Origin of the sequence: Shimia sp. (assembly GCF_039969785.1) — a bacterium.
Classification (GTDB): domain Bacteria; phylum Pseudomonadota; class Alphaproteobacteria; order Rhodobacterales; family Rhodobacteraceae; genus Shimia.
Genome location: NZ_JBDVNC010000044.1, coordinates 114547 through 140382, shown reverse-complemented (window position 1 = coordinate 140382; position 25836 = coordinate 114547). Strand labels below are relative to the sequence as shown.

The following is a 25836-nucleotide window of genomic DNA, read 5'->3' as shown; positions in this document are numbered from 1 at the left end:
ACACTGCGGTGCATGAAGAAAAAATGACAGATGCGACCAACATTCCCGCCACATCCAAGTCTTTGCCCATTGCTTTGTTGCGTGCACGAGAAAAAGTAATGGGTCCGATCCGTCACATGTTGGCAGATGCTGGTGTCACAGAACAACAGTGGCGCGTGTTGCGTGTGTTGATGGAAGAAGGGCCGCTGGACCCAACAACCATTGCGGACCGTGCGGTTTTGTTGTTGCCCAGCCTAACCCGTATTCTGCAAAAGCTGGAAGAAAAAGAATATGTGACGCGCACGCGCGACGAAGTTGATCGGCGGCGTCAGGTGATTTCGGTGGCTGAAAAAGGCCACGCATTGATCGCCAAGAACATGCCCGAAAGCCAGCGCCACGCCAGAGCATTACGTGAACAGCTGGGCGATGAACGCTATAGCAGTTTGCTGGATTTGCTGGACGATCTGAATAAGCTCGACCTGTAAAGTCGGCTCAGGCCGGTTTGACCTGTTCCGGATGCGCGGCCGCAAACGCGGGGTGATCTGCGCAGGCGGCCTCAACCGCGAGAATGCGCGGACAATCTGAGACATCAACATTCCACCGCCGCGCATTATAAATTTGTGGCATCAGACAGATGTCTGCGAGCGACGGTGCGCTTCCTGCGCAATAGGGTGTTTGTTCGAAATTGTTCAGCAAGGCTTCAAAGGCCGTCAAACCCGGCGCAATGAAATGGGTCATCCAGTCTTCTTTTGCTGAACTTGCTTCCGGCATTAGTCTGGATACATGCGCAACCACCTGAAGATTGCAAACCGGGTGCACATCGACCGCCACAGAATGCGCCAACGCGCGGACCCTGGCGGCCTCGACCGGATCGGTGGGCAACAGGCCCATGCTTCGGGTGTCGTTCAGGTAATCGAGAATGGCGAGTGATTGTGTCAGCTGGTGCCCGTCGATATCCAGCACCGGTACCAGCCCCTGAGGGTTGCGGGCCAGATGCTGCGGTGCTCTGTGATCGCCTTTGACGAGATCGACCGGGATCGCCTGATATGGGATATCCGCCAGATTGAGCGCGATGCGCAGCCGGTAAGAGGCCGAGGAGCGCCAATAGTCATAAAGTTTGGTGTCGGTCATCAGCTCTGCCTGTTCTCTATTGGAAAACATCCGACCCAATTGGGCCGGATGTCATAGTTTTACTGCAACTAAGTTGCGATGTTAATCGGTTTGAGCATCTTTGTTCAGCTCTTTTGCATGCAGCCATGCCGCGTGCTGAGGCGCGCGTTTGGTCACGGACCATTCTTCGAGCATATCCCACTTCACTTCGTCCATGCGTTTTAGCAGGGCTTCTTCCTTGGGATCGGGGCAGGCCAGCTCGACCCGATGGCCGCTGGGGTCAAAGAAATAGATCGAATGGAACAACGAGTGATCGGTGACACCCAGAACTTCGACGCCATTGGCCTCAAGATGCTCTTTGAATTCGATCAGCGTGGCGCGATCTTTCACTTTGAACGCGATATGCTGGACCCAGATCGGGGTGTTAGGATCGCGTCCCATTTCCGGTTTGGTGGGCAGTTCAAAGAACGCCAGAACGTTACCGTTTCCCGCATCCAGAAACAGATGCATGTAGGGGTCGGGTTCATGTGTTGAGGGGACTTTGTCTTCGGCAATGGCCAGAACGAAGTCCATGTTCAGCATCTTGCCATACCATTCGACGGTTTCCTTGGCATCGTTGCAACGATAGGCAACGTGATGAATTTGTTCGATTTTCATAAGAATTACTCCTGTTTCAGGGCGGCGGCTGCCAGCGCCTGAGTAAGAACGTTGCGTTGGCCGATATGGTTGGCCAGGATCAAGATCAAGCGGGCGCTTAGTGCGTCACTCTCAGGTTTTTCCAACCCTTCATGGACCGCCAGAAGTTCGGCGTAAAAGTCATCGGCGCCGTCAATATTCGGGGTGAGATTCAAGCTATCTGACATGTACCTTACTCCTTTCCTGTTGTGCGGCGCAGCGCTGCGCGAAAGTGGTTTTCGTCAAAGCTGGGCCGGCGGGCAGCAACATGCTGGTCCGGGCGGATCAGGTAAACGGCGCTGTCACTGTCGCCCAGATACCGGCGTTTCAGTTCCAAAGTGGCGTCATCTTTGACCGACAATGCCAACCGTGTGACTTCGATACCATCTTCCTCAAAGCTGTCGGGTGCGTCAGCATCGATGGTCAGCAACGTGAACTGATTTCCCAGTTTGGGCAGAAGAAAGTCGTCACCAAGCGGCGCATCCGGGCAGGGCGAGCCGGGACGTGTTCGCGCCGGACCGTCAAGCGCATCCGCTGAATTCAGCGATGAGCCGTCATAGGTGCAAGGCACTGAAAGGCGCCCGGAATTCACCAGTGGGCGGGCAAATTCGAATTGCTCGCTCAGATCCAGAACCGCATCACGCAGGGTACGGCTCATTTCGGACTTTGGTGTGATAAAGTCGGTGGATCGCGATGAGTTCAGGATGTTTTCATCCGCGCCGTGCACCCGTTCGGAATTATAGCTGTCGAGCAGCGATTCCGGTGCTTTGCCATCCAGTACAAGTTTGAGCTTCCAACACAGGTTATCCGTGTCTTGCAGTCCTGAATTCGCCCCACGTGCGCCAAATGGTGAAACCTGATGTGCCGCGTCGCCTGCAAACAGAACCCGACCATAGCGGAAATTCTCCATGCGACGGCATTGGAAGGTATAGATCGAGACCCATTCCAATTCGAATTCGACATCATCGCCCAGCATTTCCTTGAGGCGGGGAATGACGTTTTCAGGGCGTTTTTCACGCTCTTTGTCGATGTCCCATCCCAATTGCAAATCGATGCGCCAGACATTGTCCGGTTGGCTGTGCAGCAATGCGGATTGGCCACGGTTGAACGGTGGATCAAACCAGAACCAACGCTCGGTTGGGAATTCGGCCTCCATGATCACGTCTGCGATCAGGAAGTTGTCTTCAAAAACCCGACCGACAAAGTCCAGACCCAGCATTCGGCGCGACGGGGACGTGGCGCCGTCACAGGCGATCAGCCAGTCTGCTTCGAGGGTATAGCTGCCCTCGGGGGTTTCGACCTCAAGCGTGACGTGATCATCATGGGTGCCGATGGCCTCAACCTTGTTGCGACCCCGAATTTCGATGGGCGCGCCTTCGGCCTGCAATTCGCGGACCCGGTTCACCAGATATTCTTCAAAGTAGTATTGCTGAAGGTTGATAAAGGCGGGGCGTTGATGGCCGTCTTCGGGTTGAAGGTTGAAATCATAAACCTGACGATCGTCAAAGAACACTTTGCCAAGGTTCCATTCGACGCCCTTGTCGACCATCGGTTGACCACAGCCAAGCCGGTCGAGAATTTCCAGCGGGCGTTTGGCGTAACATACAGCGCGTGAGCCGAAGCTGACCTTGTCATTGTCATCAAGAATGACAACTTCGACGCCTTGCTGAGCAAGGTCGATGGCTGCACCAAGTCCGATAGGTCCGGCACCAATCACGACAACTTTGCGTCGAACCGGGGTTGCGGCGTCCTGATCCGAACTGCGCTCGTAAGCATAGAGCGGTATTTCGAAGATTTTACTCATAGTCTCCTCCCGAATTGGGCATAACTTCCCTGTGCCCCGGCGCGTGTGTGCGCCGGAACGATTGTTTTAAGTGTCTCATGTTCGCTGCGTCCGTCACACGATCTGGATCAAGGACGCGTTTCCGGGTTAGCCCTGAAGGGCTGCCCACATATCCAGATCGCGTTGTGCGGTCCAGATGCGGGGTGTGTCGATACCGCGGGCTTCGTCATAGGCGCGGGCGACGTTAAAGGGCAGGCAGTGCTCGTAGATCGCATAGTCGGCGAATTTCGGATCGCAAACTTCGCGTACCGCGTCCCAGGCTTCTTTCAGCGATCCGCCACGCGCCGCAACTTTGGCGGCTGGTGCGTAGGTGCTGTCTACGAAGTCACGTGTGCTTGCGATGGCGCGGGCTACGGCGTCTTTACCCACCAGCGCGGCACCACGACCGGGGGCGATGGCGTCAACGTCATACGCCGCGATATTGTCCAGTGTCTGACCCCAGTCACCAAAATGTCCGTCGCCACAATAACAGGCCGAGTGATCCTCGACGATGTCACCGGTGAACATGACGTTCTGGTCGGGCACATGGATGATCGTATCACCGGCCGTATGGGCGCGCCCGATCTGCTTGATGTCGATGCGACGGTTGCCGAGGTAAACCGTCATGCTGTCGCTGAAGGTTGTAGTTGGCCAGGTCAGGCCGGGAATGCTTTCATGGCCTTCAAACAGGCGCGGAAAGCGTTGGAATTCGCTGTCCCAGTCTTCCTGGCCGCGTTCCACAACCATGGAGCGGGCTTTGTCTGACATGATGATTTGCTGCGCGCCAAATGCGCTGGCGCCCAGAACGCGTACTGCGTGGTAGTGGGTCAGTACAACGTGGCTGATCGGTTTGTCGGTGACAGAACGCACACATTCGATGACTTTATTGGCCAGACGTGGAGTGGCCTGAGCCTCGACAATCATCACGCTGTCATCGCCGATGATAACACCCGAATTGGGGTCGCCTTCGGCGGTAAAAGCGTAAAGACCTTCTCCGATTTCATCAAACGTGATTTTCTTTTCGGACATGTCCCCTTGGGACGCGAATGCCTTAGCCATGTGATGTGTATCCTTTTTGAGGTGCGTCGGGGCGGGGTGAGGTCGCCTCCGGCAGGAGTGTTTCGGGAACAATGTAAGGGTTAGCGGGCGTATGGATCTTTGAGCGCGGGCAGTATCGAACCAGTGCAATCACCAAACCCGATGGAATAGCCGTCGCCCCGCGCCGCGCCTTTAAGCGTGAGCGTATCGCCGTCTTCGATGAAGCTGCGGGTCTCTCCGGTGTCGAGCGTGAACGGTTCTTTGCCGCCCCATGAGAGTTCAAGCAGCGAGCCGCGATTTTCTTTCTTGGGTCCTGAGATTGTCCCGGACCCGATCAGATCGCCCACATTCATCGGCGTTCCGGAGGTCGTGTGATGTGCGAGCTGTTGTGCGGCGGAATAATACATCTCGTTATAGTTGGTCCGCGCGATGGTGGTGGCCTCTTTGCCTTGGGGGGCCATTGAGACTTCGAGATCGATTGAATAGAGCATCGGGCCGCAGTCTTTGAGGTGATCGAGCAGTTCAAATTCCCGATCCGGCGTGTCTGTGCGGAAGGGTTCCAGCGCGGCTTTGGTCACAATCCAAGGTGAGATCGAGGTTGCGGTGGCTTTGGACTGAAACGGGCCAAGAGGTTGGTATTCCCATGCCTGAATGTCACGCGCAGACCAGTCGTTTAGCAGGACGTAACCGAAGATATTGTCATCGGCTTCCTGAACGGTGATTGGGCCATCGGATGACGTGCCGATGATGGCGCCCATTTCGAGTTCGATGTCAAAACGGGCACAAGGAGCCCAGCGGGGCAGGTCATCGTTTGGTCCTTTGAGCTGACCCCATGGGCGGCGCACGTCAGTGCCTGAGATGCAGATCGACGACGCCCGGCCATTATAGCCGATTGGAATGTGCAGCCAGTTTGGCGGCAGCGCGTTTTCGGGGCCTCGAAACATGGTGCCAACATTAAACGCGTGGTGGCGACCGGCATAAAAGTCAGTGTATTCGCTGACGGCGATGGGCATGTGCAATTCGGCGTCCGACATTGCGACAAGATGCGGCTCAACTGAGGATTGTTCGGCGCTGCCGTCTGATAACAAAGCCACGAGGCGTGCCCGCAATTCGCCCCATGCTTCGGCACCGAGATCCATGAAATCGTTCCAGTAGGGTGCGTCAAACACAGGGATTTCAGACAGGCTTATCAGCCCGGCCTGTTCAGCCGCGGCCATATCGAGGATCATGTCCCCAATGGCCACGCCACAGCGTTCTTCAGTGCCTGTGGTCGAAAATACGCCATAGGGCAGGTTGTTCAGCGGGAAGGGGTGGTTTTCGTCGTTGGCCGAGGCCACCCAGCTTTTCATCAATGGCATGTTTATTGTTCCTTATTTCTTGCCCGGAGTGCCATCGAATTTCTTTTCGATGTCGGTCCAGCAATCAATGTAATCATCCTGAAGGGGGGCGTCATCTGCGGCAAATGTGGTCAGATGCTGTGGAAAGCGGGTTTCGAACATGAACGACATCGTGTTGTCCAGCTTGTCCGGTCCCAGATTGGCGTTTGAGGCGCCTTCAAAGGCGTTTTTGTCTGGCCCGTGGGGCAGCATCATATTGTGCAGGCTCATACCGCCGGGAATGAACCCTTGTGGCTTGGCGTCATATTGGCCGTAAATGTTGCCCATCAGTTCAGACATGATGTTCTTGTGATACCACGGTGGGCGGAATGTATCTTCGGCCACCATCCAGCGTTCGCGAAACAGCACAAAGTCGATATTGGCGGTGCCGGGCTGGCCCGAAGGCGCGGTCAGAACCGTAAAGATTGATGGATCAGGGTGGTCAAACAGGATCGCGCCGACCGGGCAATAAGTGCGCAGATCATATTTCACCGGTGCGTAATTGCCGTGCCATGCCACCACATCCAGCGGCGATTGCCCAATATGGGTTTTGTGGAACTGGCCACACCATTTCACGGTGACGGTCGAGGGCACTTCGCGGTCTTCATACGCTGCCACCGGGGCTTTGAAGTCGCGCGGATTGGCCATGCAATTGGCGCCAATTGGACCGCGTCCAGGAAGTTCGAATTTCTGCCCGTAATTCTCGCAGACAAACCCACGCGCCGGACCTTCGAGCACTTCGACGCGATAAAGCAGGCCGCGTGGAATGATGGCGATTTCCTTGGGCTCAAGATCAATGATACCCAATTCGGTCGAAAAGCGCAGCACGCCCTCTTGTGGCACTACAAGCAATTCGGAATCGGCCGAGAAGAAATAGTCATCCACCATAGAGTCAGTCACAAGGTAGACATGTGTGGCCATACCGACCTGAGTGTTGACATCCCCGGCTGTGGTCATACTGCGCATGCCGGTGATCCAGTTCAGCTTCTCGTCGGTATGGGGCACCGGGTCCCAGCGGTATTGCCCCAGTGATGTCACGTCGGGATCGACATTGGGGGCCGATTTCCAGAATGGCACGTCGATCTTTTCGTAGCGGTGCGAGTGTTTGACCGAGGGGCGAATGCGATAACACCAGGTGCGTTCGTTCTGATGGCTGGGCGCGGTAAAGGCCGTGCCCGAGAGCTGCTCACCATATAGGCCATAGTTGCATTTTTGGGGTGAGTTCATGCCCTGGGGCAATGCGCCCGGCAACGCTTCGGTTTCATAATCATTACCAAACCCGGGCATATAGCCGTCATGCGGACCTGCAAGAGAAGGGGCCATTTGCATACGGGTCGGAACCATGTGTTGTGTCATGTCGCGCGCTCCTGTTTCGAATTTAGTTGCTTTGGTAATAGTTCTTTTTGTAACTAACAAGCAGGAGGACAGCCCCATGCCCGATAAAGACGAATTTTCTTTGCAGGATTTCCTGCCATACTTGCTCAACCTGGCTGCAGAAGAAAGCAGCCTGTCGTTTCAACGTGTATACAAGAACCGCTATGGAATGCTGAGAACGGAATGGCGCGTGCTGTTCCACCTTGGGACATATGGTGAAATGACCGCGACTGAAATTTGCGATAAGGCTCGGATACATAAGACAAAAATTAGCCGCGCTGTGCAAAAATTGGTCGACCGGCGGTTTTTGGTCAGAGAGAGAAGTGACGAAGACCGACGGGTGGAAAAGCTGAAACTTACCACCGCCGGGCATGCGGCCTTTCGTGACCTACGTGCCGTCGCAGAAGACTACGAAGAGAAGCTGCGGGCGCAGTTTACCACCGGAGAAGTTGCGTTATTGCGCGTGATGTTGCGCCGGCTGGCCGGGTTGGATGATCCGAAATGATTCGCAAAAACGGGCTTTTTGAAAGCCCGCAGCCGGTTGTGCCTTAGAAATCCACAGTCACGTTGGGCAGTTTTAACGTCTTTATCAAATCGCGCAGTTCCTGACGTGCGGCGACATTGGAAATGTTCAGCTGTTTGACCCCGATATCCCGCAAGTCCAGCAAGGTCAGGCCGCGTGGGAACAATTCACGAAACACCACCCGTTCATTGAAACCGGGTGCGACACGAAACCCGATGCGCTTGGCCAGACGGTCCAGCGCCTTGCCCATCTTTTCTTTGTTGACCATTTGCTGCGCGCCCATCCGGTTGCGCATCACGATCCAGTCGATTGGCTGCAATCCTGCCTGCGCGCGCAATTGACGGGCGTTCCAGACCATCTCGGAATAAACAGATGGGCCGAGGATTTTCTCTCCGTCGCCATCAATTTTGGCCAGCAGATCAAAATCCACAAAGCTGTCGTTCAGGGGTGTAACCAGCGTATCCGCCAGCGAATGCGCCACTTGGCTAAGACGGGTATGCGAGCCGGGACAGTCGATCAGGATGAAGTCATTGTCTGGCTCAAGTGCGGCAACCGCAGCAGACAGGCGATGATCATAGACGTTTTCGCCGGGCTTAAGCGTGTCCGTGTCGATCTCAGGCAAATCCTGATAATTGGGTCCGGGAAGCTCCAGTTCGGCCTGCTGCATGAATTTCTGGCGGTTTTCGGCATAGCGGCCAAAGCTTTTCTGACGCAAGTCCAGATCGATTGCGCCGACCCGATGTCCCATGCGGGCCAGGGCAGTGGCGATGTGCATTGAGAGCGTCGACTTGCCGGCTCCGCCCTTTTCGTTGCCGACCACAATGATATGTGCCATGCGTTCTGCGCCTCTGATCGTTCTCGTTTTGGCCCGGAATACGGTGCGTTACCTGTCGTGTCCACTATATGTTGTGTTTATCCACAGGAAAAATGGCCCGGCTGGCCTTCATGCATCACTCCACTGGCCCGGGGGCAGCGCACCCAATGTCCAATCACCTATGCGACACCGGATCAACCGCAACGTTGGGTGGCCAACGGCGGCGGTCATGCGTCGGACTTGACGGTTTCGTCCTTCGCGAATGGTGAGTTCCAGCCAGCAATCAGGCACGGATTTGCGAAAACGCACGGGCGGCGTGCGTGGCCAAAGGTCCGGGGGGTCGTCAATTCGGCGGGCTTCTGCGGGGCGTGTGGGCCCGTCCTTGAGGTCAACGCCTTGCTGCAAAGCCTTAAGGGCGGCGTCATCTGGCAAGCCTTCGACCTGTACCCAGTATGTTTTGGGCATTTTATGGCGCGGGTTTGAAATGCGCGCCTGCAGGCGACCATCATCGGTCAGAACCATCAAGCCTTCGCTGTCGCGATCCAGTCGGCCAGCCGGGTAAACCCCCGGCACGTCAATGAAATCTGAAAGAGTACGACGCGGGCTGCCTTCGGTGCCTTTGTCGGTGAATTGCGACAGGACATCAAAGGGCTTGTTGAAGAGGAGGGTGCGGGTCATGCGCGTTCCTAACATTTGACCCGTCAGAGCGCGAGGGGGCTTGCATGTTTTTGCGATGTCGAGACAGTTGGCGAAACCATCAAGGAGCGACGCGTTATGGACCCCAAAGATATGCACCCCGATACACTGCTGGCGCGCGCCGGGGGCGCCATTGATCCGGTGAGCGGGGGGGTCGTGCCGCCGATACAGCCATCGACGACATTTGCACGGGACGAAGACTATGGGTTGATAAATGCGGACAACACATATGGCCGGGACCACAATGATGCGGTGCGTCAGGCCGAGCAGTTGTTGGCACAGCTCGAAGGGGGCGCGGCTGCGCTTTTGTTTCCGAGCGGCATGGCGGCGATTGCGGCGCTGTTTCGCACGGTTCCAACCGGGGGACGGGTGGTTGTGCAATCCGGTATCTACTGGGGCACCACCAAATGGATTCAGGATTTTTGTAAGCGTCGCCAGGTGGTTATGGATGTTGTTGACGCCAGCGACCCCGATGCGTTGGCCGCGGTCTGTGCCAAAGGTGCGGCGCAGATTGTGTGGGTCGAAACGCCGTCCAACCCGTGGCTGAAGATCGCAGACATCGCCGCAGCGGCCAAAGCGGCGCATGGATGCGGTGCAGTGTTGGCGGTGGACAGCACTGCGGCCTCGCCAATTCTGTCTAACCCATTGAAATTTGGCGCGGATATCGTGATGCATTCGACCACCAAAGTGATCAACGGTCACTCAGATGCGTTGGGCGGTGTTTTGGTTTGCCGCGAGCCTTCGCAGGTTTGGGAAGAGATCGCCACGGACCGCACCAGCGCAGGGGCTATTATGGGGGCGTTTGAGGCGTGGTTGTTGTTAAGAGGCATGCGGACTTTGCCAGTCAGGGTCGAGCGGATGTGTGATAATGCGTTGAAAGTTACCAGTTTTCTGGAAGATCATCCACAGGTCGAGGCGGTTTTGTTTCCCGGCCTTGCCAGCCATCCCGGGCATGACATAGCGGCGCGCCAGATGCCAGGCGGATTTGGGTTTCTGATGTCAGTGTTGGTCAAAGGTACGCGGGAAAACAGCTTGCAAGTTGCTGGAAAGCTTAAGCTTTTCCATCGGGCAACATCTTTGGGTGGCGTCGAAAGTCTGGTTGAGCATCGCTATACCATCGAGTCGCATACTGGCATCCCTGACAATCTGCTGCGGGTATCGGTGGGGACGGAACATGCCGATGATCTGATCGCGGATCTGGCACAGGCGCTGGGACAATAGGCGCGTTTGCTTGTACCAGCCCGAACTGAAATAGCCGGATCGGCAACACGTCGGTATCATGTCGGTGTTGCATCGGTGTCATTTTGTGGGCTGATCGGGTAGTCGTGCCTCAAGGTCTCTGCAACCGCTGGCCTGAGCCAGCCTTTTTCGCGGGCGGTGTAAATGTCGAAATTGCGGGAATAAGTTTGTATTCGCTGAAGCAGTGCCAATGATGCTGACGGAAGACACTTGTTTGACGGGGTGAAGCGACCATCTGAGTTTTGTTTTCTTGAGTAAAAAGAAACCGCCGCACTACAAAAGACCCGACGACCATCTGATTATCGTCGTCGGTATCTTTCTAATCGCTAATGGCCTAGTTGTTTGCAGTCAACGGATCGATGATTTGCGAAATTCTAGTGATGTTCGTCACAGGAATGCCGCTCAGTTCTGCATGTTTGGTAATCTCCTCTTCGCCCTCGGCCAGATAGACACAGAACGTTTTCTCGCCTGCCACATAAGAATGTTGCCATTGAATGCTGGGGCCTATTGTTGCCAGCGCCTGATTTGAGGCACGGGCAGCGCCGCAGAGCTCAGTCAGGGAAAATTCGCCGATGCCTGGAATGTCGCGTTCGATGATGAAGCGTTCCATTTTGTTGATCTTCTTTGTCGGTTTAAGTGATGTCGCCCCGTGAGTCTGAACGAGTAACAGTGAAAATAAAAACTCAATTTTCTTTAGCGTGGTAAAGATTTTCCTTAGTTGAGGTGCTTGATATTTTGCAGAATAAAGATAATCTTTAGTAATGGTCACCCTAACACATCTAAAATCACTCCAGGCGGTCGAGTTATCTATTCGTAAGGGCTCGCTGAAAGCTGCGGCAGATACGCTAGGTATAACGCCAGCTGCAGTCGGGCAGCGCGTTCGAACACTTGAAGACTTTTTGGGCGCAGATCTCTTGCTGAGGGGGCGATCAGGATTGCGGCCAACACCACAGCTTGAGCACGCTCTTGCAGATTTACAGTTGGCTTTTGCGGCGCTTGAACGCGTGACGGATACTCTGGATTTTCAACGTGTTAGTGAAATTCAGATTGTTGCCGAACCCGATTGGGCTGAGCTTTGGCTGGCGCCACGTATTGACGCGTTTCGTGAAGCGCATCCCAATATCTTGTTCTGTATAAACGGAGCAGGAGACGTTCCGCTGAGATTGGGCACACCTGATATACGCATCGACTACGGAGACGGGCCCGGTGAGCCGCTGTTTACCGAAGCTTTTCTGCCTGTAACCGGCCCCGACAATCTGCGCCGAATTGCAGATTGGGACCCGGTCCTCCAGATGGAGGGAATGCCGCTGCTGCATCTGAAGGTTCAGCAAGAAAGCTCAGAGCATCCTGGGTGGGTTGAGTGGTTTCAAAAATTTGGTCACCGCAAGAGCGGCCCGGATCGCGGCGTTCATTATCCAAATGCCAGGCTTGCACTAGAAGCCGTGCGGCAGAATGTAGGCTTTCTGGTGTGTGGCATGTCTTTGGTCTTGAGCGATTTAGAAAACGGTACGATTGTCACCCCTTTCCCTACATCTCAGCACATCACTGCGCCGCACCCATACAGGATGCAGTTTCGACCTGACGCCGCAAAGAGACCCCAAGTGCAGAGATTTGCTGCGTGGCTTCGCAACATGGCAGGCGAAACGCGCAGCGAAATCCAGCGAATGGGAAACTTGTTATCCTGATTAGACGTATGACGGACATTGGCCCGAGCTGCAGCATCGGTGAGCCCGGACTTGTAGACGCAATGCGCCGCGCCCTGAGCAGACGACAGTTTTGCGTTCATTCTCGCGTTTGGGTCAAAGTGGTGACACGGGGAACACCTTCACAATCCGGTAGGGTCGGTTAACGCGTCGCTTTTGCGCTATACACCTGAACTGGCGCGCCCTAGCGTGGCGGGATGACAGATCACAGCATTCTTGACAGTCGCTATAGCTGGGTGCGGCTTGGGGTTACTTTGGCGATTGCCGTCGTGGCCAATGTGGGCATGTGGGCGGTGATCGTGGTCATGCCGGCCATTCAGACCGAATTTGGCATTGATCGGGCCGATGCGTCGTTGCCTTATACGCTGACGATGGTTGGGTTTGCGCTGGGCAATTTCGCCATTGGACGTGCAGTGGATCGGTGGGGCATCACGCTGTCCCTGATCGGCGCGGCGGTTCTGAGTGCATTGAGTTACGGCCTTGCCGCGATGTCGCAATCGATTTTGATGTTGTCGTTTGTGCATTTGTTTCTGGGGTTTGGCACGGCGGTTGGATTTGGCCCGCTGATAGCGGATATTTCGCAATGGTTTCAGAAGCGCCGCGGCATTGCCGTGGCGATTGCCGCAAGTGGCAACTACCTGTCTGGCGCGGTCTGGCCCATTCTGTTGAGCGGGGTGTTGAGCGATTATGGCTGGCGCGCCGTGTTTGTGGTGCTGGCGGTTCTGACGCTGGCGGTGGTGACACCCTTGTCGCTTTTGTTGCGGCGCCGGGTGCCCGCAGATTCTTTTGCGGCACAGGACACTGCAAATTTGGCCCGGCAGGGCGCGGCACCGTTCCGGCCTGTCACGTTGCAATGGATATTGGGGATGGCCGGGATCGGGTGTTGCGTGGCGATGTCGATGCCTCAGGTGCATATTGTAAGTTTCTGTGTCGATCTGGGCTATGGCCCTGCGGTGGGCGCGGAAATGCTGGCTTTGATGTTGCTGGGCGGTGTTGTATCGCGCCTGATTTCGGGATTGGTCGCGGATCAGCTGGGCGGAGTTGTGACCTTGTTGATAGGTTCGGCGCTGCAATGCATGGCGCTGTTTCTGTTTCTTCCGTTTGACGGGTTGGTGCCGCTCTATCTGGTCAGCGCGGTGTTTGGATTAAGTCAGGGCGGCATTGTGCCTGCATATGCGCTTGTCGTGCGCGAATACATGCCCGCACGAGAAGCGGGCGCCCGGGTTGGATTCGTGTTGATGGCGACCATTCTGGGCATGGCGCTGGGCGGATGGATGTCGGGTTGGATTTACGACATCAGCGGGTCCTATGAATGGGCGTTCCTGAACGGGATTGCATGGAATTTCCTCAATATCGGGATCATGCTAATGATCCTGATGCGTGGACGACGTGGTGGTGCCGTGGCACGCATGGCCTAACAGACCTCGCATGGTTGTGTTTCAGGATACGGTGGTGTTCGGTGGTGATGTCACACAGGTCGGGATTACGGCATGCACAAGGCGCCTGAACAGGTTCGCTCACAAAAAACGGTTTTGGTTTTAGGCGCATATGGGCTGATCGGTGCCTGTGTCGCGCGCCATCTGATGGACCGGGGATATGACGTGCGCGGTATGGGGCGCGATCTGCGCATGGCGCAACAGGTTTTGCCAGGGCTGGACTGGGTTATGCGCGACATGGCTGACATGACCAGCACCGACAACTGGGCAGACGTATTGCAGGGCGTCACCGACGTGGTGAATTGTTCGGGCGCTTTACAAGACGGACCCCGGGACAATCTGCAAGCTGTGCATCACCACGCCATTGCGGCTTTGGCGCAGGCTTGTGCGACGGGTGACATCAATCTTGTGCAAATTTCAGCAGTGGGGGTCAACGCGCAGGCAGATACCGCGTTTATGGCCACTAAGGCGTTTGGCGACGCTGCGGTCCGGGCGTCTGGGTGTCAGTATCGACTTTTCCGACCGGGTTTGGTGTTGGCGCCACAAGCCTATGGCGGCACGGCGTTATTGCGTATGCTGGCGGCAATACCGCTGGTTCAACCGATCGCATTGGCCAACGCGCAAATTCAAACGGTGTCAGTTGCCGATGTGGCGCGTGCGGTTGAGGCGGGTATAGACGGGCGGGTTCCGCCGGGATTTGAAGGCGATCTAGTTGAAGACGCGCCGCATAATCTGAGCGATCTTGTTGCAACTTTGCGCGGCTGGCTCGGCTTTGCGCCCGCACGTTGGCAATTGCGTTTGCCGGGGTGGAGCGTGTCAGTTGTCGCGCAGGGGGCGGATTTTTTATCGCGGTTGGGCTGGCGTTCGCCCTTGCGCAGTACGGCGCTCAGGGTGTTGCAAGATGGGGTGCGGGGCGATCCCGGCGCGTGGCGGGCGCTGGAGCTTGGGGCGGTGCGACCTTTGACTGGCACGCTGCAATCAATGCCCGCGCGCACTGAGGACAGGTTGGCGGCGCGTATGAGCCTTTTGATGCCACTTGTCATCGCGGTTCTGGCGGTGTTCTGGGCGCTTTCCGGCGCGATTGGACTGGTCCGCGCCAACACGGCGGCGCAGGTTCTGGAACAGGTGGGGTGGCCGCATGGGATTGCCGTGGCCAGTGTGGTTTTCTGGGCGCTGGTGGATCTTGGGTTGGCAGCGCTGATCCTGATGCGGCGTTACGCCAAGGCAGCTTGTTGGGGCATGATCGGTGTCAGTTTATTCTATCTGGTGGCGTCGACGTTGAGCGTGCCGCATATGTGGCTTGATCCGTTGGGACCGCTGGTCAAGATTTTGCCGTCGATGGTTCTGGCCTTGGTCGCACGCGTGCTTTTGGAGTCGCGGTGATGGCGTGGCTGGAGATTCTGCGGTGGCTGCATGTGCTGGGGGCTTGTGTCCTGATCGGCACCGGGTCGGGCATCGCTTTTTTCATGGTCATGGCGCACCGGACCGGGCGGGTGGAGTTGATTGCGCACACGGCCCAGATTGTGGTTGTCGCCGATTTTTTGTTCACGGCCTCAGCTGTGGTTGTGCAACCGCTCACAGGCGTGGGTCTGGCGATAGTGCTTGGCTGGCCACTGAGTGAGGGCTGGATTGTGCTGTCCGTCGCGCTCTACGTTTTCATCGGCCTGTTCTGGGTTCCGGTGGTGTTTATCCAGATCAGGTTGCGGGATGAAGCGCTGCGTCTGAGCGCTGCTGGACAAGAGTTGAGTGCCAGGTATCACCGGTTGTATCGCATATGGTTCGCATGTGGCATTCCGGCATTCGCTGCGATTATGGTGCTGGTCTGGCTTATGGTTGCACGACCGACGCTGTCATTATGACCGTTTATTCGGGCATGCCAGCAAGTCGCAGACCTTGAAGCCAGTGTTCATGGTCGTCCGGGTATCTGATGGGCACGATATGCCGGGTCATAGACACGGTCAGGCCGGGCATGGACGTCATCAGGCGCTGCATGGTCTCTTGTGCGGCGGTCTGATCCCCTGACATCGCCTGTGCGGCGGCCAGTTGTCGAAGCGAAGAGGCATAGCCGGGAAATTCGGCCAATACGCGCTGGCTGATCTGAATGCAGCGGTCGTAATCGCCATCCAGATAGGCCGCGATCCCAAATCCGCCGGACCAGAATGCCTGATTGACGTCATGCGGGCTGAGGGAGCGTGCTTTTTCGGCGTTTGCCCTGGACGGTTCGTAGGCGCGCGACACGCCATGGAACGCGGCGAAAACACCGTATGCGTTGGCCAGATTTGGATTGAGTTTAATCGCCTGATCAAGATGAATGGGGGCTTTGTCGTACTGGCGACCAAACATATAGGCCATGCCCAGTATGCTGTGCGCGGCCGCGTCAGCCTCATCCGCCTTAATGGCGTCCTGACCGTGTTGGATGGCTTCGGCAATGGCGGTTTTGGTGTCCGGGCGCCAGATGTGCAACATGGCGTGCAGCTTGGCCAGAGACAGCGTGGCATGCGCATCTGACAGCCGGGCGTCCAGCGCAATTGCGTCGCTGGCATATCGTTGGGCCAGCGCGTTGTCCTGTTGCGTCATGCGCCCGATATGCCAGCGCCCCAGAAGACCCTTTTCCCAAGCGTTGGTTTCGGCGTCATTTTTGCGTCGTGACCGATGTGTTTCCGCGCTGAGCGCCTGAGGTGCGACGGCGGCGACAATGGATTGGGTAATCTCATCCTGAACAGCAAAGATGTCATCGAGATTGCGGTCATACCGGTTGGCCCACAGATGCGCCCCTGTGTTGCCTTCGATCAGCTGAGCGGTGACACGCACCCGATTGCCAGCCTTTCTGACCGACCCTTCCAACAGGTAGCGCACCCCAAGCTCACGGCATACTTCATCGGTTTTTACGGCGCGCCCTTTGAAGGTGAAGCTGGTATTGCGGGCGATGACGAAAAATTCGCTGAAATGCGAAAGCTCGGTGATGATGTCTTCGGCAAGGCCGTCCGAAAAGAACTCCTGATCGGGATCGCCGGACATGTTGTCAAAGGCCAGAACCACAATGGATGCTTTGTGAAAGCGCACGGGGGCGGGGGCCGAAGACCGGACTGGCGTGTTGTGCGGCGCCCATGTCAGAACCGCGACCGGGGCCGGAATATTCCTAAGCTGATGTGTGCCCGCGTCCTGAAACTGTTGTTCCAGACGGGGGGCCAGATAGGCATGCGCGGCGGCTGAGATGGCAATGCCCCCGGGAGGGGCGAGCGCCTCGAGGCGGGCGGCAATATTCACACCATCCCCGAATATATCGTCACCTTGCCGGATAATGTCCCCGACGTTCAGACCGATGCGGAAACTCAGGTGTGTCTCCAGCCCGCTGACCGGTGTTTCCGGTTGGGTCTGGAGCGACAACGCGCATTGCGCGGCGTCCATGATGCTGGCGAATTCCACCAATGCGCCGTCGCCCATCAGCTTGACGATGCGACCGTTGCTGGCTTTGACGGCAGGTTTGAACACGCGGGTCAGGTTTTGCTGCAAGGCAGTCAGCGTTGCCACTTCGTCCTGAGCCATCAGGCGGGAATACCCGACGACATCAATGGCCATGATCGCTGCCAGTTTGCGCTGCACCCGATGTCCCTTTTAAGTTCACAGAAACCGTGATCGTCACTTTGACATGGGGGACTGAAAATACAAAGCGCTGTCCACAAAACAAAAACGCCGCACCCGATATGGGATGCGGCGTCTCATTCGAAATAAAGTTGGGAAGCTTAGAAGCCCAGACCTTCGTATTTCTTTTTAAACTTGGATACGCGACCACCGGCATCCATCAAGCGGGTGTTGCCGCCATTCCATGCAGGGTGCACGGTTGGATCAACGTCCAACGCCAGCGTGTCGCCTTCGTTGCCCCATGTCGAACGCATCTGAAAGATGGTGCCATCGGTCATTTTGACGTCGATGATGTGGTATTCGGGATGAGTGTCTTTTTTCATGATACCGCTCCTTACGCTTTCTTCGGCTTATAGGTGCTGTCTTCGGCGATACGGGCCGATTTACCGCGACGGGCACGCAGGTAGTACAGCTTGGCACGACGAACGCGGCCACGGCGCACGACGGTGATCGAATCGATGTTGGTCGAGAACAGGGGGAACACACGTTCCACGCCTTCGCCAAACGAAATCTTACGAACGGTGAACGAACCGGCAATGCCGTCGCCGTTTTTACGGCTGATGCAGACGCCTTCGTAGTTCTGAACACGGGTGCGCGACCCTTCGGTCACTTTAAAACCGACGCGGATGGTGTCACCGGCTTTGAAATCGGGGATGTCTTTCCCCAGGGCGGCAACTTGTTCCGCCTCCAGCTGTGCGATCAGGTTCATCTGACCATCTCCTTATATGCTCGTGGTTTGTCCACGAAGTTTGCTGCGCCTCAGAGCTCTTGGTCTTCTTCCGGGTCCGCCGCAGCGCCCGCCAGAGTTCAGGTCGTCATTCCTTGGGTTCTGGTCGCTTGCGTCGCCAATGCCGGACGAAGAAGCCCGTGACGGTGTTTGCAATAGACCAAACGCCCGGAGCCGCGAAAAACGATTCCGAACAAGGGGTGCTTTACGCAGTTTGCATGCGTCGATCAAGGGGTTTCACCGGGCAAGCGGGGAAAACAGGCAGGCAGGTGGTGAAAATCTGCCAATCGGTGTCTGCTGGCAGGATTGGCAGTTGAATTCTGCTACGCTGTTCCGATCTAATTGGGATACCCCGGCGCGACGGGCATTTTTTCAGAAAGAACTTTATGATGCGTCTTATCCTTGCCGTGTGTGTCTTGGCGACTCTGGTGTCGGCCTGTGGCCGGCGCACGCCAGAGCTTTCACCTCATGAGACACAGGCTGCCGCACAAGTGGTGCCAACATACCCGGTGCAGCAATTCACGACCTATCCGACATTTGGCGATGCTGATCCACATGAGTGGGATGGGCGGCGGCCAACAAGCTATCCGATCCACGGGATTGATATTTCGCGCTGGCAGGGCGAAATCGATTGGGCGACGGCCAAACAATCGGGCGTGAGCTTTGCCTTTATCAAGGCCACCGAAGGCGGCGATGTGGCCGACCCGAAATTTGACACGCACCGGATTGGCGCACAGCGGGCTGGCGTGCCTTGGGGGGCGTATCACTATTACTATTTCTGTCGCACGCCTCAGGAACAGGCGCGCTGGTTCATTCAACATGTGCCCAAGGGCGGTGAGCTGCCGCATGTGCTGGACATGGAGTGGAACCCCCGATCGCGCACCTGCAAGCGGCGTCCAAGCGGTAAGGAAGTCATGGCAGAGGCGCGCACATTCCTGAACATTCTGGAGGCGCATTACGGGCGCCGCCCGGTTGTTTACACAACCGTCGATTTCTATCGTGACACGGGGATTGGGCGACTTTCTGGCACGGAACTCTGGTTGCGGTCCGTTGCGGGCCATCCGATCCATGTTTACCCGGGCGCCTATTGGACGTTCTGGCAGTATACCGGCACCGGGTTGGTGCCCGGTATTGACGGCAAGGTGGACATCAACGTGTTCCGCGGCACGCCAGAGGGATTTGGACAGTGGATTGCCCGCCGCTGAGCGGGCTTAGAGCGGGGAGCAGACAATGCAGCGCTGGCAAACGGACGTTTTGGTCATCGGTGGCGGCACGGCCGGGTTTGGCGCGGCTGTTGCGGCCGGGCGGCAGGGCTTGGATGTCTGTCTGATTGAAAGCAGTCCAAAGGTGGGCGGGGTCATGGCTTTTTGCCCCGGCATGCCGTGGGGCGCGGCCTATCCCAAGGATCGTATTGTTGGCGGCCTGATCGAGGAACTGGCAGAACGGCTGTTTGCAATGTCGCCGCCCGCGGCTGAAAAACGCTCCTGTACGTTGGAGAATTTCGGCCCCGAAATTCAATATGACCACGATCTTGCGACAATCACGATGTTCGAAATGCTCGAAGAGGCAGGGGTGCAGGTGCGTTTGAACACCACCGCGCTTGCCCCCGTTATGCAAGGCCCCCGGATCAGCGCAGTCGAGGTCAGTGACCGGCACGGTGTGCACGAAGTTTCCGCCAAAATCGTGATCGATTGCTCCGGGGACGGCGACATTTCAGCCAGGGCTGGCGTTCCGTTTACCGTTGGGGATGCGGAGGGCAATGTGATGGGGGTCACGCTGAGTTTTCAGATGCTGAATGCGGACTGGACCCGGGTGTTTTCCGAAAACGATCCCTATTTCAGACGCTTTGCCCAAAAGGGGATTGCCGAGGGGCGGTTGCACCCGGATCTGGCGCAGTTGTACCTGATGAAAGGGTTTCACCGCGATACGGTGTTTTGCAATTCCGTGGTCATTCGCAATGTGGACGGCACCGATGCGCTTGCGGTCGCACGCGCAACGCAGGAAGGGCGCAGGCGCTGTTTGCAACTGGCAGAATTTCTGCGCAGCGATGTGCCCGGGTTTGAACAGGCGCGTATGGCGTATCTGGGCCCGACGGTTGGCGTGCGCGAAACCCGAAAACTGGAAGGAATGTATCAGGTCACGGGGGCTGATCTGGCGGCCGCGACCCGATTTGAGGACGGGATTGTGTGTTGTGACAACCCGATTGACGACGTGATGCGCAGCAGCGAGATGACGCATGAGGCGATTGTAGGCGCAGGGGCGTATTACAGCATTCCGTTCCGCGCACTGGTGCCCAAGGCGATTGAGAACCTGATGTTTGCGGGGCGGATTATTTCTGCTGATCCGGTGGCGTTTGCCTCGGTCCGGGGCATGCCGCAATGCATGGCGATGGGACAGGCAACCGGTACGGCGGCTGCGATGGCGTTGACTGCTGGCGTGTCGGTCCAGGAGGTCGATACAGCGGCGCTTGTTGTCACGCTTAGGGCGTTGGGTGTCAACGGGCTTGGCACGGACGAATTGTGACGTCTCTTAGTGTTTTACGACCAGCCCCTGACCGGTTGGAAGTTCAAGAATGTGATGGTTACGTGCCGCCATAAACGCGTTTTCCGCGTGACGTTGCGCCGCGTATCCGGTCCAGCCGTAATCATCGAACAAGATCATGCCGCCGGGCTGCACCCGATCAAACAACGCCTCTAAAGCGGCAAGCTCGGATGCGGCGGAATTCATATCGATATGCAAAAGGGAAATCTTGTCCGGGCTGGATTGTTCAAAGCTGTCCGGCACCATCCCCTGAATTATTTGCACATTGGAGACGTTCCGAAAACGGTTCTTTACCAGATTTAGAATGGCGTCAGGATCTTTGTCCGTGTCGCGTTCATAGACGGAATTGGACCTGTTTTCAGAGTTCATTTCCTCGGGAATACCTTGGTATGTGTCATAAAGGTAAAGGGTTTTGTCGACATCGTTGAAGTTCAGATACGTGGTCAGAAAGTGGAAACTGAACCCTTTGTAGACACCGCATTCCACGAAATCCCCCGGGACGTGCATTGCGTTCTGCGCGGCCCAGAGCAACGAATGAAGACGCCAGGCCAAAGAGCGTTCCTGATCGGTTTCAGCGGTGGCCTGCAACGCTTCGTTAAATCGCGGATCTTCGCGAAAACCCGCAGCGCGCTGCAGGCCAATCAGGTTGTCAGCCGCGTAGATTGGACCACAGCATTCGCGCAAGGTTTGCAATGCCGCTCGGAACTTATCTGCTTTTTCGTCGCTGAAATCTCCGTAAAACACTCAAGTCTCCAGTCTTTTTTATTCTGCGCCCGTTGGCTACGTTCTGCGGCAACCCCCGCGCTTGTCAATCTTCTTTCGACATGTCGTACGCTGCCCACATATCGGGGCGGCGTTCACGGGTGATCGATTTGGCCATGTCATGGCGCCACTTTTCGACGTGGCCATGATGGCCTGACATCAATACATCCGGGATCGGATGGCCGTTCCATTCGGCCGGGCGGGTGTATTGCGGATGTTCCAGCAACCCGTTGGAATGGCTTTCTTCCTCGATGCTTTCAGCATTGCCCAGCACCGAAGGCAACAAGCGCACGGTCGCATCAATCATGGCTTGTGCCGCGATCTCGCCACCTGTCAGGACAAAATCACCCAGCGATACTTCCATGATGCCGTAATGATCCAGCACGCGCTGATCCACGCCTTCAAACCGGCCGCACAGCATGGTGATGCCATCCAGCTGGCTCCAGCTGCGGGCCATTTTCTGATCAAAGCGGCGCCCACGTGGAGACAGGTACACCAACGGCCAGTTGCCACGCGCGCCGCGCATTGTGTGATCAATTGCATTGCCCAGAACATCCGGGCGCAAGACCATGCCTGCGCCACCGCCGGCGGGCGTGCCGTCGACGTTGCGGTGTTTGCCAACGCCGAAGTTACGCAAGTCGGTAGTTTCCAACTGCCACTTGCCATCCTTCAGCGCCTTGCCGGTCAGACTTTCGCCCAGAACGCCGGGGAAGGCCTGAGGAAATAGCGTGATAATCCGTGCGGTCCAGATATTGGCCAGTCGCGGATTTTGCGTCATCAGTTCGCGTGGTTTGAAAGAAGCGGTGATCGACTTGCGTCCGTGTGATCTGGGTGTGTCGGTCACGTCAGTCTCTTTTCAAGTGTCAAAGCGGGCCATCAGCGCCTGTTTGGCCTGATTTCGGGCTTCCCTGTCGCTGATATTGCGGTTGAGGTCCAGCAATTCCTGTAGCGCCTCATTGGGTAGGCGCGTGTTAACGGGCGCGATAGGTGTAAGGTTTTGCATGTCTTGCGCGGGATATCCAGCCAAAGCCACAACCGGTTCGGCCAGACCAAGCGGGGTGTGCCGCCAGTCTTCCAAAGCGATGCGATGAAGCGGCACCGGGGCAATACGTTCCGCCAGTTGATCCAGCAGGGGCGAGAATTCGGCGGCTTGTGAGAATTGCCTTAGAAAGGCATCCAGCGACATGGTCATAGAGGACGATTTGACATGTTCCCAATAGGCGCTGTGCAGCCACGTGTCGGGCTGGCGGGTGGTAAAAACAATGTGCAGGTCGGGGTGTTCGTAGCGCCGTTGAAACGCGGCGAGCAAGTCCGGCAACAACGTCAGCGATGCGGAATAGTCGTCGACCCCTTCGCGACCGGGCATGTGTCCCACAAACTCCTCGGCAGAGGCAATCAGACCGCGATGGCGGTAGTCAGGCTGGTCGGTCAGCCACGTGTCCGCGCGGTGGCTGATCTTGGCCAGCGACAGCGGGTCGCGCCATGTGGAATAGCCCCGCGTGGCACGCAAAATCTCTTGCAGTCGAAACTTGAGAACAATGTTGCAGGTCCGCTTGAGAACAGCCCGATTGGCCTTGAGCGTTTGTTGCAGACTGGACGTTCCGGTTTTGTGAAACCCGGCATGCAGAATAATGGGCTTTGTGGAAAACACCATAGTCAGGCGTCAGCTGTTCCGGTCAGCCAGATGCGGCGCGCCTCTGTCTTGGCTTTGGCGACGGTGGCGTCATCCAGATCAGATTGATTGGCGGCCAGAAATTCGTTCAAAAGCTCTTGTGGCAGAGACACGTTCGCAGGCGGAAGAACTGACAGGCGGCGACGGATTTTGCTGGGAACCGACAATGCATCAAACACAGCCGCCAGTGGCCCTAGAGGGCGGGGCGCATTGTCTTCCAGAGAGCTGGCGACCACCCGATGCGGTGCCACTGCCAGACGCACGCCGTCAATGATACGGCCCAGATCGGCAGAGGCGGCTTGTTCCTTCTGATATTCCTCAAGCGTTTGCGTTATGCGGATGACGCGCACATGCTGGGCATAGCACGAGCGCAGCCAGCTTTGCGGTTCGCGGGTTGAGAAATAGAAGATTAGTTCGGGCTGAGAATTGAAAACGCGGTTTGCGGTTTCGGTGATCGCCTTCATCAATATGGGTGCGGCGCTGTATGTTGAAAGCCCGCGTCGCCCCGGCATATACCCGGACAAGTCCTCAGACGAGATAATAACAGGGCGCGTATCCTGAACGTCAACTTGTTCAAAAACTCCGGTCATTTCCGCCGTGAACACCAGCAAATCTGCCATGTTGCGGCTTGCGGAGTAGGAGCGCGCCGCTTCGCATGCACCGGTCATGTTTTTGCGGGTGAAGATCTGAAAGTTGCGCCGCAGCGTTCTGGTGTTGTGTAATAACGTTTGCTGGACGCTTGTGGTGCCGGTCTTGTGAAATCCAGCATGGATCAGAATGCGTTTCATGGGGTCAGGCGTCTTTGTCTTTGAGTGTTGCGGTTTTGGTCAGGTCTGAGCGTGCGGTTTCAAACAGATGGTCCGGCAAACGCGCGTCAAGTGCAAGGGCTGCTTTGGCAATGACCGGGTCCGCGCGGGCAATTGCTTTGTAAAAGGGGGCTTTGAGATCACTGTGTATTATTGGTGTTGGATCGACGTCAGGTCGGGAAAATACGTGAAGTGCCAGCAGCAGATACCCTTCGGTATGATCGGTACGTGGCAACAGAGTGGCACCCAGTGGGCTGAGAGGCCCGCCGGACATGGTCAGAAAAGGCCCTCGGGCGGGTCGGCCACAATACGGCGGGCGGTCATGTCGATAGTGGGTACGGCGGCGTGAGTGAAGGGCAATAGCACCGTGGCCTTTAGGCCTGCACCGTGAATTTCCAACAGGTCTGTTGCACCGTGATTTTGCACGGATTTCACGTGACCCAGAACGGTGCCGCCTGTGTCGCGTACCTCTAGCCCGACAAGGTCCGCATAGTAGTATTCGTCATCGTCCAGAACTGGCAACCGGTCGCGCGGCACAAACAGGCGCAGGCCTTTGAGCGCGTCGGCCTGTTCTTTGCTGGACACGCCCGATAATCGTGCGGCAAGCCCGTTTTTGATCGCGCGGGTTAGCGTGACGTTGTAGCTGTGCGCGCCATCTTCACTTGTCAGCGGGGCATAGTCGACGATGGCCTCAGCCTCGGCGGTGAAACTCTTGAGGCGCACTTCGCCCCGGACACCATAAGCGCCAGCAATCGCGCCGACACACACCAGCTCAGTCATTTGTTTTCTCTTGGATTGTCACGCGTGAAGCCATCCGGTCTTTGTCCCCGATCCGGATGGCGGACGCAAGAGAGAAGGGACGGATCGAGGTGGGGTTTTGATTGCAAACGCGATCGGAATCAGGTGCAAGCATTCCAAGGAAAATGTGGTCAGGGCAACAGAACCGAATGGCTGTCAAACACTTCGAGCCGCCCAAAAAAAATCGAGGCACGTGGTATGACGTGCCTCGACAAGTGGTTTGTAGCATGAGCGTCGGCAGCTAAAGGCTGATCCACGTGCGCCGAATGATCTGAGCGTGCTCGGGTTCATTCGAACGCTGGCTTATTAACCCTCAGCAGGCTCTTCAGCAGCTTCAGCGGCCTTGGCAGCTTTTTCTTCGACGCGGGCTTTGGCTTTTTCGCCAGGCTCACCCTTGGTTGGGTTGTTGCGGGCCTTCTTGTCCAGGGTGCCGGACGCTTCGAGGAAACGTGCAACACGATCTGTAGGCTGAGCGCCCTGGTCGAGCCAGTACTGAACGCGTTCCATGTTCAGTTTTACGCGCTCTTCGCTGTCTTTAGGCAGCAGCGGGTTATATGTGCCGAGCTTTTCGATGAAACGGCCATCGCGTGGCATGCGGCTGTCGGCAGCAACGACGCGATAGAAGGGACGTTTTTTCGAGCCGCCGCGGGCGAGACGAATTTTCATGGCCATGGTGAATTCTCCTTTGAATGGCGCTGGTAGGTCGGACAAATTTGTCCGACCTACGGAATTGTTATGCTTTGTGTTTCTTGTGATGCTGAATGACTTCAGCGATGACGAAGTTCAGAAAATTCTTGGCGAATTCGGGGTCCAGATTGGCCCGTTTTGCCAAATCTTCGAGCCGTGCGATCTGATCCGCTTCGCGGCTGGGATCGGACGGGGGAAGGTCGTGTTCGGCTTTCAGTTTCCCGACAGCCTGCGTGTGTTTAAACCGTTCGCCCAGCGTATAGACGAGGATGGCATCGAGCCGGTCGATGCTTTCGCGATGCTCTTTGAGCACCTCAGCGGCGCGATTTGCAGCGTCGGTCATCCTGGGCCTCCATTGAGTGAAAAACCACCGTCGGCAGCGCGTCGGTATTGCGTCGGTATTACGTCGGTGACAA

30 protein-coding genes are annotated in these 25836 nt (G+C 56.7%); 9 read left to right on the top strand and 21 right to left on the bottom strand.

Annotated features, from left to right (window positions below):
- Window positions 1-23: 23 nt before the first annotated feature.
- On the top strand, window positions 24-464 hold the full coding sequence (hpaR, locus tag ABJI08_RS19875; RefSeq protein ID WP_348403614.1) for a homoprotocatechuate degradation operon regulator HpaR: 441 nt from the start codon (window positions 24-26) through the stop codon (window positions 462-464).
- Window positions 465-471: 7 nt separating this feature from the next.
- On the opposite strand, the gene maiA is transcribed toward hpaR, so the two are convergent.
- From maiA to hmgA, 7 genes are all read right to left on the bottom strand, one after another.
- Window positions 472-1110 (bottom strand): maleylacetoacetate isomerase, encoded by a 639-nt coding sequence (gene maiA / locus ABJI08_RS19870; RefSeq protein ID WP_348403595.1) that lies wholly within the window; start codon window positions 1108-1110, stop codon window positions 472-474.
- An 81-nt stretch (window positions 1111-1191) separates the two neighbouring features.
- The gene (locus ABJI08_RS19865; protein WP_348403594.1) at window positions 1192-1746 is read right to left on the bottom strand and encodes a VOC family protein; all 555 of its coding nucleotides are present in this window, start codon (window positions 1744-1746) and stop codon (window positions 1192-1194) included.
- A gap of 5 nt (window positions 1747-1751) precedes the next feature.
- Window positions 1752-1952, bottom strand: coding sequence for a DUF2783 domain-containing protein (locus ABJI08_RS19860; RefSeq protein WP_348403593.1), 201 nt, complete (start codon window positions 1950-1952; stop codon window positions 1752-1754).
- A 5-nt stretch (window positions 1953-1957) separates the two neighbouring features.
- Window positions 1958-3568, bottom strand: coding sequence for an FAD-dependent oxidoreductase (locus ABJI08_RS19855; protein ID WP_348403592.1), 1611 nt, complete (start codon window positions 3566-3568; stop codon window positions 1958-1960).
- A gap of 126 nt (window positions 3569-3694) precedes the next feature.
- The gene (locus tag ABJI08_RS19850) at window positions 3695-4645 is read right to left on the bottom strand and encodes an MBL fold metallo-hydrolase (protein ID WP_348403591.1); all 951 of its coding nucleotides are present in this window, start codon (window positions 4643-4645) and stop codon (window positions 3695-3697) included.
- Window positions 4646-4725: 80 nt separating this feature from the next.
- On the bottom strand, window positions 4726-5982 hold the full coding sequence (fahA, locus tag ABJI08_RS19845) for a fumarylacetoacetase (RefSeq protein ID WP_348403590.1): 1257 nt from the start codon (window positions 5980-5982) through the stop codon (window positions 4726-4728).
- Window positions 5983-5994: 12 nt separating this feature from the next.
- Window positions 5995-7356: a homogentisate 1,2-dioxygenase gene (gene hmgA / locus ABJI08_RS19840; RefSeq protein ID WP_348403589.1), complete on the bottom strand. Its 1362-nt coding sequence runs from the start codon at window positions 7354-7356 to the stop codon at window positions 5995-5997.
- Window positions 7357-7432: 76 nt separating this feature from the next.
- Here hmgA and ABJI08_RS19835 point away from each other — a divergent pair, with 76 nt between their 5' ends.
- Window positions 7433-7879: a MarR family winged helix-turn-helix transcriptional regulator gene (locus tag ABJI08_RS19835; protein WP_348403613.1), complete on the top strand. Its 447-nt coding sequence runs from the start codon at window positions 7433-7435 to the stop codon at window positions 7877-7879.
- Between the two features lie 43 nt (window positions 7880-7922).
- Here ABJI08_RS19835 and ABJI08_RS19830 read toward each other — a convergent pair whose 3' ends face one another.
- Together ABJI08_RS19830 and ABJI08_RS19825 are read right to left on the bottom strand one after the other, a co-directional pair.
- Window positions 7923-8732, bottom strand: a complete 810-nt coding sequence (locus tag ABJI08_RS19830) for a division plane positioning ATPase MipZ (protein WP_348403588.1) — start codon at window positions 8730-8732, stop codon at window positions 7923-7925.
- Between the two features lie 108 nt (window positions 8733-8840).
- Window positions 8841-9389 (bottom strand): pseudouridine synthase, encoded by a 549-nt coding sequence (locus tag ABJI08_RS19825; RefSeq protein ID WP_348403587.1) that lies wholly within the window; start codon window positions 9387-9389, stop codon window positions 8841-8843.
- Between the two features lie 96 nt (window positions 9390-9485).
- On the opposite strand from ABJI08_RS19825, the gene ABJI08_RS19820 reads away from it, so the two are divergent.
- Window positions 9486-10628, top strand: a complete 1143-nt coding sequence (locus ABJI08_RS19820; RefSeq protein WP_348403586.1) for a PLP-dependent transferase — start codon at window positions 9486-9488, stop codon at window positions 10626-10628.
- Window positions 10629-10980: 352 nt separating this feature from the next.
- Here the strand turns inward: ABJI08_RS19820 and ABJI08_RS19815 are convergent, their stop codons facing one another.
- The gene (locus tag ABJI08_RS19815; protein ID WP_348403585.1) at window positions 10981-11415 is read right to left on the bottom strand and encodes a DUF4242 domain-containing protein; all 435 of its coding nucleotides are present in this window, start codon (window positions 11413-11415) and stop codon (window positions 10981-10983) included.
- Between ABJI08_RS19815 and ABJI08_RS19810 the strand changes: the two genes are divergently transcribed.
- The 4 genes from ABJI08_RS19810 (at window position 11408) to ABJI08_RS19795 (ending at window position 15644) form a co-directional block, all read left to right on the top strand.
- Window positions 11408-12331 carry a LysR substrate-binding domain-containing protein gene (locus ABJI08_RS19810; protein ID WP_348403584.1) on the top strand — a complete coding sequence of 308 codons (924 nt, stop codon included), beginning with the start codon at window positions 11408-11410 and terminating at the stop codon, window positions 12329-12331. The genes ABJI08_RS19815 and ABJI08_RS19810 overlap by 8 nt on opposite strands.
- Window positions 12332-12546: 215 nt before the next feature.
- Entirely contained in the window at window positions 12547-13767 is a 1221-nt protein-coding gene (locus ABJI08_RS19805) for an MFS transporter (RefSeq protein ID WP_348403583.1), read from the top strand.
- 72 nt (window positions 13768-13839) lie between these two features.
- Entirely contained in the window at window positions 13840-15168 is a 1329-nt protein-coding gene (locus ABJI08_RS19800) for an SDR family oxidoreductase (protein ID WP_348403582.1), read from the top strand.
- Window positions 15168-15644, top strand: coding sequence for a DUF2269 domain-containing protein (locus tag ABJI08_RS19795; protein WP_348403581.1), 477 nt, complete (start codon window positions 15168-15170; stop codon window positions 15642-15644). Before ABJI08_RS19800 ends, ABJI08_RS19795 begins: the two co-directional genes overlap by 1 nt.
- Before the next feature lie 4 nt (window positions 15645-15648).
- Here ABJI08_RS19795 and ABJI08_RS19790 read toward each other — a convergent pair whose 3' ends face one another.
- The 3 genes from ABJI08_RS19790 to rplS form a co-directional block, all read right to left on the bottom strand.
- Window positions 15649-17388 (bottom strand): adenylate/guanylate cyclase domain-containing protein, encoded by a 1740-nt coding sequence (locus ABJI08_RS19790; protein ID WP_348403580.1) that lies wholly within the window; start codon window positions 17386-17388, stop codon window positions 15649-15651.
- A gap of 140 nt (window positions 17389-17528) precedes the next feature.
- The gene (gene rpmE, locus ABJI08_RS19785) at window positions 17529-17750 is read right to left on the bottom strand and encodes a 50S ribosomal protein L31 (RefSeq protein WP_348403579.1); all 222 of its coding nucleotides are present in this window, start codon (window positions 17748-17750) and stop codon (window positions 17529-17531) included.
- Window positions 17751-17761: 11 nt separating this feature from the next.
- Window positions 17762-18136, bottom strand: a complete 375-nt coding sequence (gene rplS, locus ABJI08_RS19780; protein ID WP_348403578.1) for a 50S ribosomal protein L19 — start codon at window positions 18134-18136, stop codon at window positions 17762-17764.
- Between the two features lie 407 nt (window positions 18137-18543).
- On the opposite strand from rplS, the gene ABJI08_RS19775 reads away from it, so the two are divergent.
- Window positions 18544-19359: a GH25 family lysozyme gene (locus tag ABJI08_RS19775; protein ID WP_348403612.1), complete on the top strand. Its 816-nt coding sequence runs from the start codon at window positions 18544-18546 to the stop codon at window positions 19357-19359.
- Between the two features lie 25 nt (window positions 19360-19384).
- On the top strand, window positions 19385-20677 hold the full coding sequence (locus tag ABJI08_RS19770) for an FAD-dependent oxidoreductase (protein ID WP_348403577.1): 1293 nt from the start codon (window positions 19385-19387) through the stop codon (window positions 20675-20677).
- Between the two features lie 6 nt (window positions 20678-20683).
- Here ABJI08_RS19770 and ABJI08_RS19765 read toward each other — a convergent pair whose 3' ends face one another.
- The 8 genes from ABJI08_RS19765 to ABJI08_RS19730 all read right to left on the bottom strand — a co-directional run bounded on the left by ABJI08_RS19765 (window position 20684) and on the right by ABJI08_RS19730 (window position 25763).
- Complete coding sequence (locus ABJI08_RS19765; RefSeq protein ID WP_348403576.1) at window positions 20684-21439, bottom strand: TylF/MycF/NovP-related O-methyltransferase; 756 nt, start codon at window positions 21437-21439, stop codon at window positions 20684-20686.
- A gap of 64 nt (window positions 21440-21503) precedes the next feature.
- Window positions 21504-22301, bottom strand: coding sequence for a tRNA (guanosine(37)-N1)-methyltransferase TrmD (trmD, locus tag ABJI08_RS19760; RefSeq protein WP_348403575.1), 798 nt, complete (start codon window positions 22299-22301; stop codon window positions 21504-21506).
- Window positions 22302-22313: 12 nt separating this feature from the next.
- Window positions 22314-23111, bottom strand: coding sequence for a sulfotransferase (locus tag ABJI08_RS19755; protein ID WP_348403574.1), 798 nt, complete (start codon window positions 23109-23111; stop codon window positions 22314-22316).
- Between the two features lie 2 nt (window positions 23112-23113).
- Window positions 23114-23917 carry a hypothetical protein gene (locus tag ABJI08_RS19750; RefSeq protein ID WP_348403573.1) on the bottom strand — a complete coding sequence of 268 codons (804 nt, stop codon included), beginning with the start codon at window positions 23915-23917 and terminating at the stop codon, window positions 23114-23116.
- Between the two features lie 4 nt (window positions 23918-23921).
- On the bottom strand, window positions 23922-24209 hold the full coding sequence (locus ABJI08_RS19745; protein ID WP_348403572.1) for a hypothetical protein: 288 nt from the start codon (window positions 24207-24209) through the stop codon (window positions 23922-23924).
- A 2-nt stretch (window positions 24210-24211) separates the two neighbouring features.
- Window positions 24212-24715, bottom strand: coding sequence for a ribosome maturation factor RimM (gene rimM / locus ABJI08_RS19740; RefSeq protein ID WP_348403571.1), 504 nt, complete (start codon window positions 24713-24715; stop codon window positions 24212-24214).
- A 324-nt stretch (window positions 24716-25039) separates the two neighbouring features.
- Window positions 25040-25405 carry a 30S ribosomal protein S16 gene (rpsP, locus tag ABJI08_RS19735; RefSeq protein ID WP_348403570.1) on the bottom strand — a complete coding sequence of 122 codons (366 nt, stop codon included), beginning with the start codon at window positions 25403-25405 and terminating at the stop codon, window positions 25040-25042.
- A gap of 61 nt (window positions 25406-25466) precedes the next feature.
- Complete coding sequence (locus ABJI08_RS19730) at window positions 25467-25763, bottom strand: chorismate mutase (protein ID WP_348403569.1); 297 nt, start codon at window positions 25761-25763, stop codon at window positions 25467-25469.
- Between the last annotated feature and the right edge of the window lie 73 nt (window positions 25764-25836).